The sequence below is a fragment of the Mycobacterium sp. genome, from assembly GCF_050701675.1.
Lineage (GTDB): Bacteria > Actinomycetota > Actinomycetes > Mycobacteriales > Mycobacteriaceae > Mycobacterium.
This window is the reverse complement of the sequence record NZ_JBOGDD010000857.1, coordinates 1-10,802: the sequence shown is the minus strand read 5'-3', so window position 1 is coordinate 10,802 and position 10,802 is coordinate 1. Positions and strand designations below refer to the sequence as shown.

9 protein-coding genes are annotated in these 10,802 nt (G+C 67.0%); 8 read left to right on the top strand and 1 reads right to left on the bottom strand.

Translation table 11 applies throughout. From position 1 onward, the window contains the following. The 8 genes from ACRDUX_RS26390 to ACRDUX_RS26355 form a co-directional block, all read left to right on the top strand. Window positions 1–1,303: diol dehydratase reactivase ATPase-like domain-containing protein (locus tag ACRDUX_RS26390; RefSeq protein WP_526418071.1), on the top strand; the 1,303-nt coding region annotated here is incomplete at its 5' end. A 202-nt stretch (window positions 1,304–1,505) separates the two neighbouring features. Continuing rightward, on the top strand, window positions 1,506–1,808 hold the full coding sequence (gene groES, locus ACRDUX_RS26385) for a co-chaperone GroES (RefSeq protein ID WP_029116754.1): 303 nt from the start codon (window positions 1,506–1,508) through the stop codon (window positions 1,806–1,808). Window positions 1,809–1,902: 94 nt separating this feature from the next. Further along, window positions 1,903–3,525 (top strand): chaperonin GroEL, encoded by a 1,623-nt coding sequence (groL, locus tag ACRDUX_RS26380; RefSeq protein ID WP_526418069.1) that lies wholly within the window; start codon window positions 1,903–1,905, stop codon window positions 3,523–3,525. Between the two features lie 613 nt (window positions 3,526–4,138). Next, on the top strand, window positions 4,139–5,593 hold the full coding sequence (pdxR, locus tag ACRDUX_RS26375) for a MocR-like pyridoxine biosynthesis transcription factor PdxR (protein WP_526418067.1): 1,455 nt from the start codon (window positions 4,139–4,141) through the stop codon (window positions 5,591–5,593). Window positions 5,594–5,667: 74 nt separating this feature from the next. Then, window positions 5,668–6,078 carry a cupin domain-containing protein gene (locus ACRDUX_RS26370; protein WP_526418065.1) on the top strand — a complete coding sequence of 137 codons (411 nt, stop codon included), beginning with the start codon at window positions 5,668–5,670 and terminating at the stop codon, window positions 6,076–6,078. Window positions 6,079–6,083: 5 nt separating this feature from the next. After that, on the top strand, window positions 6,084–7,046 hold the full coding sequence (locus ACRDUX_RS26365) for an NADP-dependent oxidoreductase (protein WP_526418063.1): 963 nt from the start codon (window positions 6,084–6,086) through the stop codon (window positions 7,044–7,046). Window positions 7,047–7,133: 87 nt separating this feature from the next. After that, window positions 7,134–7,718, top strand: coding sequence for an HD domain-containing protein (locus tag ACRDUX_RS26360; RefSeq protein WP_526418061.1), 585 nt, complete (start codon window positions 7,134–7,136; stop codon window positions 7,716–7,718). Window positions 7,719–8,459: 741 nt separating this feature from the next. Beyond that, complete coding sequence (locus ACRDUX_RS26355) at window positions 8,460–9,878, top strand: threonine/serine exporter family protein (protein WP_526418059.1); 1,419 nt, start codon at window positions 8,460–8,462, stop codon at window positions 9,876–9,878. Window positions 9,879–9,983: 105 nt separating this feature from the next. Here the strand turns inward: ACRDUX_RS26355 and ACRDUX_RS26350 are convergent, their stop codons facing one another. Further along, window positions 9,984–10,274, bottom strand: a complete 291-nt coding sequence (locus tag ACRDUX_RS26350; RefSeq protein ID WP_526418057.1) for a WhiB family transcriptional regulator — start codon at window positions 10,272–10,274, stop codon at window positions 9,984–9,986. Window positions 10,275–10,802: the final 528 nt, after the last annotated feature.

Below are 10,802 nucleotides of genomic sequence, written 5' to 3'. Positions count from 1 at the left end.
GCTCACCATCGCCTCGCGGTCGGCGGCGACCACCGCGGGCGATGCCGCCGGCGTCGGGGTCCCAGTGCCGGTCGAACGCCTCGCAGAGGCCGGCTCCGACCGCCCGGTCGTCGCGTGCGCGACCCGGGAGTGGGGATACCGCGACGTGGCAGGCATGGTGAACGCCGCCGTCGATGCCGGCGGGAGGGTCGTGGCGGTGCTGACCGCCAACGACGAGGCCGTGCTCGTGTCCAACCGCTTGCGGACCGGCCTTCCGGTGGTCGACGACGTCGACGTGCGTCGACTGTTGTCGGCGACGCTCATCGCGGTCGAGGTGCGCCAGGGCATGGCGCCACTGCAGCGGCTCACCGACCCGTTCTGGCTTGCCGACGTCTTCGGCCTCGGGGCCGACGAACGCGTCGACGCCAGGGCCGTTGCCGACCAGCTCTTCGACAGCGTGTGTGCGGTGGTCATCCTTGACGGCGACGACCCGACACCCGCGGACCCGACGCCCGCACCCGAGATGCCCGTTGGCCTTGCGCACGTGGTCCACCTGGCCGACATTGCCGCGCAGGCGAATTCGCGACGCGGCTCGGTAGCGGTGGACAGTCTGGTGATGGCCACCATGGGTGGCGCGGACTCGTACCCCGTGGATGCCGATGCGCTCGGTCATGCCATCGGGGTTCCGGTGATGCGGATCGACTCGGAGGCGGCCGCGGCTCGCGTCGGGGCCCTCACGACCCCGGGCGTGACCTCGGACGTCGTGGTGGTGGACGTGGGAGGGGGAACCGTCGACGTCGTGGCCGAGGGCTCCCGTGTCGTCCTGCCTGGCGCGGGGCAGCTCCTCACCACCGCCACTGCTGTCGCGCTGGACATCTCCCGGAGTGCGGCCGAGTACGCGAAACGCGCGGAGGCGGTCACCGCCGTCACCGTTCAGCTGATCGAGGACGAACACGGCCGGCGGCAGTTCCTCGACAAGCCGATCGACGGCCGGTGCGCGGGGTGGTTGCTGGCCTCGGCTCCGAGCGGTCTGCTGCCATTCACGTCGCGGCTCTCCGGCGCGGAATGGCGTAGTTGGCGACTGGCGGCCAAGCGGCTGGTCATCGGCGGCAACGTGATGCGGGGTATCGAGCAGGCGGCCCCGGATGCAGCCGGAATACTGCTCGTCGGAGGCGGAGCGAGTGACGATGAGCTCGTCCGTGCGGTCAGTGAACGGCTCGGCCACGAGGTCGCCGTCGGGCGCGGTGACGTGCGTGGCGAGCTGGGCCATCGGTTCGCCGTGGCGTACGGGCTCGTCGTCCTGGCGGTGCGCGGCGGGAGGTGATTCCGGGGCCGCAGAACCCCACCCTTGAGTGCTAGCACTCGCGTGTATAGAGTGCTAGATGGCAGGCGGCCAAACCCCGCTCCGGCTCCCGCGACGACGGTTCGAGGGCACGGACGCATGCCGAACACCTGGTAATGCTGGTAATCCGTGAAGGTCCGGGATCTAGCCCGGACCGCACCCAACAAATGTGGAGGGCTCCATCGTGGCGAGCGTGAACATCAAGCCACTCGAGGACAAGATCCTCGTTCAGGCCAATGAGGCCGAGACTACGACCGCTTCCGGTCTGGTCATCCCCGACACCGCCAAGGAGAAGCCGCAGGAAGGCACCGTCGTCGCAGTTGGCCCCGGCCGCTGGGACGAGGATGGCGAGAAGCGCATCCCCCTGGACGTCGCCGAGGGCGACACCGTCATCTACAGCAAGTACGGCGGCACCGAGATCAAGTACAACAATGAGGAGTACCTGATCCTGTCGGCACGCGACGTGCTGGCAGTCGTCTCCAAGTAAGCATCAGTGTTCCGCCCCGGAGATCCCCGTCAACACGGGTGATTTCCGGGGCGGCATGCGTTATGTCTCGACTACGTAGACAGAGAGAACATTCATGAGCAAGCAGATTGAGTTCAACGAGACTGCGCGCCGGGCGATGGAAGCCGGCGTCGACAAGCTCGCCGACGCGGTCCGCGTCACGCTCGGCCCGCGCGGCAGGCACGTCGTGCTGGCCAAGGCATTCGGCGGCCCCGTCGTGACCAATGACGGCGTCACCATCGCCCGCGAGATCGACCTCGAGGATCCGTTCGAGAACCTCGGTGCCCAACTGGTGAAGTCGGTGGCCACCAAGACCAACGACGTCGCAGGCGATGGCACCACCACCGCGACCGTGCTCGCCCAGGCGATCATCAAGGCGGGCCTGCGCAACGTGGCCGCGGGCGCCAATCCCATCGAGTTGGGTGTGGGCATCGCCAAGGCCGCCGACGCCGTGTCGGAGGCTCTCCTTGCCGCCGCCACGCCGATCTCGGACCAGAACGGCATCGCGCAGGTCGCGACCGTGTCGTCGCGTGACGAGGTGATCGGTCAGCTCGTCGGTGAGGCCATGACGAAGGTCGGCCACGACGGCGTCGTCACCGTCGAGGAGTCCTCGACGTTGAACACCGAGCTCGAGGTCACCGAGGGCGTCGGCTTCGACAAGGGCTTCACCTCGGCCTACTTCATCACCGACTTCGACGCACAGGAAGCGGTCCTCGAGGACGCGCTGGTGCTGCTCAACCGCGAGAAGATCAGTTCGCTGCCGGACCTGCTGCCGCTGCTGGAGAAGGTCGCGGAGTCGGGCAAGCCGCTGCTGATCATCGCCGAGGACGTCGAGGGCGAAGCCCTTTCGACGTTGGTGGTCAACGCGATTCGCAAGACGCTGAAGGCCGTCGCCGTCAAGGCGCCGTTCTTCGGGGACCGTCGCAAGGCATTCCTCGACGATCTCGCGGTCGTCACGGGTGGCCAGGTGGTCAACCCCGACGTCGGGCTCCTGCTGCGTGAGGTCGGGCTCGACGTGCTGGGCACCGCCCGGCGCGTGGTCGTCACCAAGGACAGCACCGTGATCGTCGACGGTGGCGGCAGCAAGGACGCGATCGAGGGTCGCAAGTCGCAGCTGCGCGCCGAGATCGAGGCCACCGACTCCGACTGGGACCGCGAGAAGCTCGAAGAGCGGCTGGCGAAGCTCTCCGGCGGCGTTGCGGTCATCAAGGTCGGTGCGGCCACCGAAACCGATCTGAAGAAGCGCAAGGAGGCGGTGGAGGACGCGGTCTCCGCGGCCAAGGCCGCCATCGAGGAGGGCATCGTCACCGGTGGTGGCTCCGCCCTCGTTCAGGCCGGATCAGTTCTCGCGTCGCTGCGCGAGTCGCTCAAGGGTGACCAGGCGCTGGGCGTCGACGTGTTCGCGTCGGCTCTTCCCTCGCCGCTGTACTGGATCGCCACCAACGCCGGGCTCGACGGCTCTGTTGTGGTGAACAAGGTGTCGCAGCTGTCCGCAGGGCAGGGCTTCAACGCCGCAACGCTGGAGTACGGCGACCTGCTGGCCGACGGTGTCGTCGACCCCGTGAAGGTGACCCGCTCAGCGGTGCTCAACGCGGCGTCGGTGGCTCGGATGATCCTGACCACCGAGACCGCGATCGTCGACAAGCCTGCCGATCAGGAAGACAACGGCGGCCACGGCCACCACGGTCACTCGCACTGAAGTAGTCCCCACGAAACACCCCCGGTCCGTTGGGCCGGGGGTGCTTTCATTCACTGAGCGGCATGGGACGAACGGCGACCTTTGAGCGAGTAGCCGTTACGCCGCATCTCGGGGATTGAGAAGTAGCGCGACACGCGGGGTGAGACAACGCCGGGCATTGTCCGAGGCCGGGATTAAAATCGGCTATGAGCAGCGACAATGCGAATAGCTTTGACATCCTGCGCGAGCTGATCGAACCGCTGGTCCGCTGGCACTCCGAAACCTGTTGCCGATGCCGACGGCCATGGCCGTCTGATCGGGCTGAGTGGCCCAATTGGAGCTACCACCTGTGTGCGGGCCGGCCCCTTTCCGGGGTCTGCCCGGACTGTCAAACGCCTGAGGAGCGGGCAGAGATCGAGATCCGAGCGGCTACGAGCACGTCGACGTTAGACGATGGTTCAATGGTCCACCGTTCGAAGCCGCTGGATGGCGACGATCAGGGCCATTCTCGAACCGCTTAGCGCGTTACGAGAGAGCATCGAGGAAACCGCCAGATCGCTCCAGGAGCAACTCCGCGCTTCGTCGTCGCGCCTTGGCACACGAGCCCGCCGGACGACGTGTTCTAGGTTGAATCATGGCCGTCTCCCGTTCGCGAGTGTCGACTCTCGGGAGCAGCCCGGGCGCCACCCCGACGACTCCGAGCGCGGTCGCGGGACTGGACCTACACCTGGAGCGCCCCGGCGGCAGGGTGCGCGACAGCGTGATGGACGCCATCCGTGACGCGATTCGGACGGGGCGATTGGTGACGGGGACGCGGTTGCCCTCGAGCCGGGCGCTGGCCGCCGATCTGGGCGTTGCAAGGAACACCGTCGCGCGTGCGTACGCCGAACTCATCGCCGAGGGCTGGTTGTCAGCACATCAAGGCTCGAGCACCGTGGTCTCGCAGCGTGCGGCCGAGATCGTCCGGTCCGTCGCCGCACCGCCCACGCGTCAGACGCCACACCGGTTGGACCACGACCTGCGGCCTGGTCATCCGGACCTGTCGTCGTTTCCCAGGGCCGAGTGGAGTCGCGCGGTCACACGCTCGTTGAACGCGGCACCGTTCGAGGCGTTCGGGTACGCCGACCCGCATGGCCGACCGGAGCTCCGCCACGCTCTCGCGCAATATCTCGCTCGGGCGCGCGGGGTTCGGACCCAACCGTGCAACATCATCGTGTGCAGCGGAGCCGCTGAAGGGCTGAGTCTCCTCGCAGGCGCCTTGGCCGACGCCGGGGTCGCCGCCGTGGCCGTCGAGGAGTTCGGCCTGCCCACACAACGGGCGTCGCTCACCAGAGCTGGGTTGTGTTGTCCCCCACTGGCGGTCGACTCCCTTGGCGCCGACGTCATGGAGCTGGAGGGGATGGCCGAGGTGGGCGGTGTGCTGCTCACCCCGTCGCACCAGTTCCCGCTCGGGGTGTCCTTGCACTCCGATCGCCGCGCGGCCGTCATCGACTGGGCGCGACGAACCGGTGGAGTGATCATCGAGGACGACTACGACGGCGAGTTCCGTTACGACCGCAGCCCCGTCGGTGCGCTGCAGGGCGTCGATCCCGAACGCGTGGCTTACCTGGGCACGGTGAGCAAGTCGCTGGCGCCAGGCCTTCGACTCGGCTGGCTGGTGCTGCCGGGACGACTCGTCGAGGCGGTGGTCCGGCAGAAGGGCGAAACCGAGGAGACCTCCGGCTTCGTCGAGCAGTTGGCGATGGCCGAGTTCATCGGGTCAGGTTCCTACGACAGGCACATCCGCACCATGCGTGCCCAATATCTGCACCGCAGAGAGCAACTCGTCGCCGCGGTCGCCCGGTCATCACCGAAGACCGCCGTCAGCGGAATGCCCGCGGGCCTGCACGTGATGCTCGAGGAGTTCGGTGCCGGCGAGAGCGTTCTGTCTCGTCACCCGGCGTGGCGACGGCTCGGCGTGGAGAGTCTCGATCTGTATCGCCATCCCGAAACCGGCAGTGGGCGTGAGGGTTTGGTGGTCGGTTTTGCGGCGCCCGCGCCGAGCGCGTGGTCGGCGGCCTTGGATGCGCTGATCCGACCGTTGCCATGACACGCTCGACTGGCCCCCACACGCCGCGCCCAACTGGCCCACGGATGGAACGGGTCCGCCGTTAGCGTTGAGGCATGTTGATCACTGGCAATACGAGAGTCACCGACCTGGCGAGCGTCACCCCGCCCCCGATCCCCCAGGGCGCACACGCCATGACGCAACTCATCGAGCTTCCTCCGGCGGACGACGGACCGGGCCCACATCGACATTCCGGACCGGTGTTCGGCTACGTATTGGAGGGCAGAATGCTCTTCGAACTCGAGGGCGAAGCACCGAGAGAAATCGTTGCGGGTGAGGCATTTTGGGAGCCAGGTGGCGACGTGGTGCACTATCAGACGAGGAATTTGGACGCCACCGGCTGGACCCGCTTCCTTGCGGTGTGCATCTGCGCACCCGGCGTGGACATGATCACCATGCTCGAGCCACCCGAGATCGCCGCTCGCGACGCGCTGCGGCATCCCAGCGCCCGCCGGAATGCGCACTGAAGACCATGCGGGCGATCATCGCGCAGGACCGCGCTGCCGGCACCGAAGGGTTGGCGCTCGCGGACGTGCCGTACCCCCATGCCGCGGAGAACGACGTCATCGTCCGGGTGCACGCGGCGGGGTTCACCCCTGGTGAGCTGGATTGGCCGGGCACCTGGACCGACCGGGCCGGACGCGATCGGGCGCCCACCATTCCCGGCCACGAGGTCTCCGGGGTGGTTGCCGAACTCGGTTACGGGACCACTGGCCTGACCGTCGGCCAGAGAGTCTTCGGGATCACCGACTGGTGCCGTAACGGCACGCTGGCCGAATTCGTCGCCGTCGAGGCGCGCAACCTGACCACCCTGTCGGCCGGAGTGGACCACGTCGCCGCTGCCGCATTGCCCATCTCAGGCCTAACGGCGTGGCAGGGACTGTTCACCCACGGAAACCTCAAAGCCGACCAGACCGTCCTGATTCATGGCGCTGCGGGGGGTGTCGGTTCGGTTGCGGTGCAACTGGCGCGTGAGGCGGGCGCTCGGGTGATCGGCACCGGCCGCACTGCCCACCGCCAGACCGTGCTCGATCTGGGCGCGGAGGTCTTCGTGGATCTGGATCGCGACCCGCTGGACAGCGTCGGCGAAGTGGACCTGGTGTTCGACGTGCTGGGCGGTCAGCTCCTGGATCGCTCGGCGGCGTTGGTCCGTTCGGGCGGTGTACTCGTCAGCATCGCCGAACCACCGCGAACCGAGCCCAACGACGGACGGGCCGTCTTCTTCGTCGTCGAACCCGATCGGGTGGGGCTTGCCGCCCTGGAGCTCAGGCTTCGAGAGGGGCGGCTGCGTCCACTCGTCGGGACGACGTACGCCCTCGAAGACGCTCCTGCAGCGTTCGATCCGACCCGCCGCGGCCACGGCAAGCCGATCATCCGCGTCATCGCCGATGCGCAGCCGACCGCCGGTGATTCGGCGCTTGGAGCCGGCAAGTGACGGAAACAATTGCCGCAGAACCTATTCCGTCACCGAGAAGTAGGTCTTCAACGACTGTGTCATGAAGGAAGGAAAGAAGGAAGACCGATGGCAGACTTTCCGCAGACGCCGGCGGCGACCGCCGCACTTTCAGTGGCCGGGCGCTTCTACTCGCCGGCGCTACTCAATCACTGCATCCGTTCGTACTCGTGGGGAGCGATGTACGGGGCAGCGCACGGCATCGTCTTCGACGACGAGCTCCTGTACGTCTCGGCGATCCTTCACGACATCGCTCTCACCGACGCCTTCGACAGTCACCGAGTGCCCTTCGAGGAGGCGGGCGGCCACCTGGCGTGGGTGTTCGGGGTGGCGGCCGGGTGGCCGGTTGATCGGGCGGCCAGGGCGATGGAGATCATCGTGCTGCACATGCGCGACGACGTCTCGTCGACCGTTGACCCCGAGTCGCACATCCTGCAGGTCGCTACCGGCTGGGACGTCGTCGCACGACGGCCGGAGGAGTTCCCAGCGGCGGCAAGGATGGAGCTGCTCGCGCGCTATCCCAGGCTGGACTTCGGTAGCGAATTCTTGGCGTGCTTCGAGGACCAGGCGGTCCGCAAGCCGGGCAGCGCAGCTGCCGCATCGGTGGCCAACGATGCTGCCGGCCGCATCAGGGCCAATCCGCTCGACGGTTAGCTTGGGCATCCGGTGGCTACCGATGGACGCTGAACTTTCACGGGCGGATCGGAAGGACGATTCCTGGGCTGGCCCGTTCGAGTAGCGACCTGCCTGCTTTCGTTTTCGCGGCGTCCCGGTTATCTTCGGAGGCGACAATTGGGGGGCCAAGTTGTCCATGGGGGGCTGCTAATGCCGCGGGGTGGAGCACTGCCCCCGATACCTGGCGACGGCCACGGACCCTGGGGTGTGCCCACGGGTTGCGTCGAGTGTGGCCACGACGACTGTTTCCACCCGTATCGCCGATGCGCCGTGACCGAGCGGGAAACCGGCGATCGGTGTGGTTGCACTCGGTTCGCACCGTTTCAGACCTGGTGGGACGAGGCTCCTCGCCCCTGATGGCACCCCGGTGTCCGACGCGGCCGCGCGGTGTGCTGATTCTCACTAGCGAGACGGCTGACGCGTGAAGTTGCCATGAGTAAAATGAGTTTTGCTCATGACCGCGTCATTGACGGAAAACGGCACCGATTGCGCAAGACCGTCGCCGTGAGGAATCGAGCGAGAAGAACCAAAACCTTTGGTGGACAACGGAACGAGTGCCGACGCTGGCCCGTTGCGTTGTCCGAGTTCGTCCCTTGACAGGAGGGCAGTGTTGTGGAGTTGACCCGTGATCGCGCGGGCCAGCCATGGCGGACACGTCATCGCGAGATCTTGAACCGAATCGTTCGGGAAACCGAGCCACCGACCGACAGCCTGCCGCGGATGACGATGTCGAGGAGCGAAGAGCTCGACGACGCCTACAGCGCGCGGGTGGGCGAGGTGCTCGATCTGGCGGGGGGCATCGGCGCCATCCTGATGGCGTCCGGGATGCCGGCGACCGCCACCATGGACCAGGTGACGGCCATCGCCGCTGCGTACGGTATCGAGCGCTGCGAAGTCGACGTCATCAACACGACGATCCACGTCGCCGCCTACCGTGGCCCCACGTTGCCCGCGGCCAGCACGCTGCACATCGTGCAATCCCGGTCGATGGACTTCAGCCGACTCGCGGCCGTCGACCGTCTGATCGGTCGCATCCGCGCGGGCGAGGTGGCCCCGTCGAACGCTCGCGACGAGCTCGACGCCATCATCACCGCGCCGCATCCATACAAGCGCTGGGTCGCCACCCTTGCCTGGGGTGCGCTGGCCTTCGCCACGGCGGGAACCCTGGGCGCCGGTCTGCTGGCCTGCTTGGTCAGCGCCCTGAGCGCCATGACCATCGACCGGGTCAATCGACGACTCAACCGGCATGGCCTCCCGTTCTTCTTCCAATATGCGGTGGGCGGTGCGATCGCCACCGCGCCCCCGCTGGTGCTGTATTGGCTCGGCCCCAAGCTGGGGCTGCAATTCGAACCGACGGTGGCCATCGCCGCCGGCCTCGTCGTGCTCCTTGCCGGACTTTCGCTGGTGGGCTCGGTCGGAGACGTCATCACCGGCGCCCCGGTCACGGCCGCGGCCCGCTTCTTCGAGCTGGTCATGATGACTGCTGCGACGATCGCCGGGGTGGGGTTGGTACTGCACCTCGCCAGCCGCTTCGGCGCGCCATTCGTGGCCATCAGCGCGGAAGCACCACCCGCGCTGGCAGAGCTACCTGCGCGTGTCGCATTCGGCGCGGCGAGCGCGGCGGTCTATGCCCTTGCCTGCTACGCCGAGCGAACCGCAGCGGTGGCGGCGGCCTTCGGTGGTGCGGCAGGCACCCTCGCGTTTCTCCTGACCCAGGGTTTGGGTTTGGGCGTCGTCGTGGCGTCGTTCGCCGCGGCGGTGCCGATCGGCTTGGTCGGCAGGCTGATGGAACGCCGCAATCTGGCGCCGCCACTGGTGGTGTCGATCGCGGGCATCGTGCCCCTGCTACCGGGCCTGGCACTTCTGCACGGTATCTACGCGATTCTCAACGATCAGCACGCCGTCGGGTTCGCATCGGTATTGGGCGCGATGGCGATCGGCAGCGCGCTCGCGGCAGGCGTGACCTTGGGCGAATGGAGCTCGTCGAAGGTTCGGAGACGCCGACTCCAGGCTCGCCGCCGCATCCGCAGCACACGACTCGCCAGGCCCACGCGCACGCGCGCCGACGAGGTGCGCCCGCTGCCACGCTCGAGTACGGACTTTCTCTCCTATCCCGACAGTCCGCCCCGGATGCCGTAGGGCTCGATCACGGGCGGTAGCCATGCGCCGACGAGGAGGCCCATCCCGAATGGGATGAGCCTCTTCTCCGAGTGCGATTCCAGGCGTCTGACGTGACCTGTGTGGTTACGCGGTGCGGCGGATGCCCCGCTTGAGCAGAAGCTCACGCTCAGCCTCGCTGAGGCCACCCCAGATGCCGTAGGGCTCTCCGACCGCGAGGGCGTGGGAGCGGCACTGAGCAACGACCGGGCAACTCCTGCACATCTCCTTGGCGCGCATCTCACGCTGAGCGCGGGCACGTCCCCGCTCACCATCTGGATGGAAGAACATCGAGGAATCGACACCCCGGCAAAGGCCTGACATCTGCCAATCCCAGATGTCGGCGTTGGGCCCTGGCAACTGCTGCGGCTGTGGCATTGGGAAAACCCCTCTCTACGCGTCTCTTTCGCGAATGAACGAAAGGGTGACGTCGTGGAACCGATCCGAGCACGTGTCGCCGATGACTACTCGTGCACACAAAGTAGAAGGGCTTGCGAACTTCGGTCAATAGCCCGAGCGTGTGCTCAACCACATAACGGCAGCCGGAGAATTTACATCACGTTCATCATTGCGACGCGCACGAAACGAGATGGGTGATTACGAATCTCCAACAGTTCGATCTCGATTCCCGTTTACGCTGCTCGTGTGCGGCGGTGACTCGCCGACGAGCGGGAGGCGCCAGGCGGCTGTTGACACCGTCGTAACACGGCGACCATGAACTGTTAACCGAAGTTGAGTCGGCCTCGTGAAAGTCCTGGGTCCGGCGGTATCCGGTTCCCGCGGTCCGTTCCCTACGGACCGTTGATAGCGTCGCCGCGGATGAACACATTCGTCGACGTGGCCTTCGGGGATGACCCGGGTCGTTGGCCACTGCCCGCCGCGAGCACGCCGCGGGAGCACTGGCTG

Bases quoted from the DNA above. Each gene is read 5' to 3' on its own strand.
- groL (WP_526418069.1), top strand. From the start codon at position 1,903: ATGAGCAAGCAGATTGAGTTCAACGAGACTGCGCGCCGGGCGATGGAA.
- pdxR (WP_526418067.1), top strand. From the start codon at position 4,139: ATGGCCGTCTCCCGTTCGCGAGTGTCGACTCTCGGGAGCAGCCCGGGC.
- ACRDUX_RS26370 (WP_526418065.1), top strand. From the start codon at position 5,668: ATGTTGATCACTGGCAATACGAGAGTCACCGACCTGGCGAGCGTCACC.
- ACRDUX_RS26365 (WP_526418063.1), top strand. From the start codon at position 6,084: ATGCGGGCGATCATCGCGCAGGACCGCGCTGCCGGCACCGAAGGGTTG.
- ACRDUX_RS26360 (WP_526418061.1), top strand. From the start codon at position 7,134: ATGGCAGACTTTCCGCAGACGCCGGCGGCGACCGCCGCACTTTCAGTG.
- ACRDUX_RS26355 (WP_526418059.1), top strand. From the start codon at position 8,460: ATGACGATGTCGAGGAGCGAAGAGCTCGACGACGCCTACAGCGCGCGG.
- ACRDUX_RS26350 (WP_526418057.1), bottom strand. From the start codon at position 10,274: ATGCCACAGCCGCAGCAGTTGCCAGGGCCCAACGCCGACATCTGGGAT.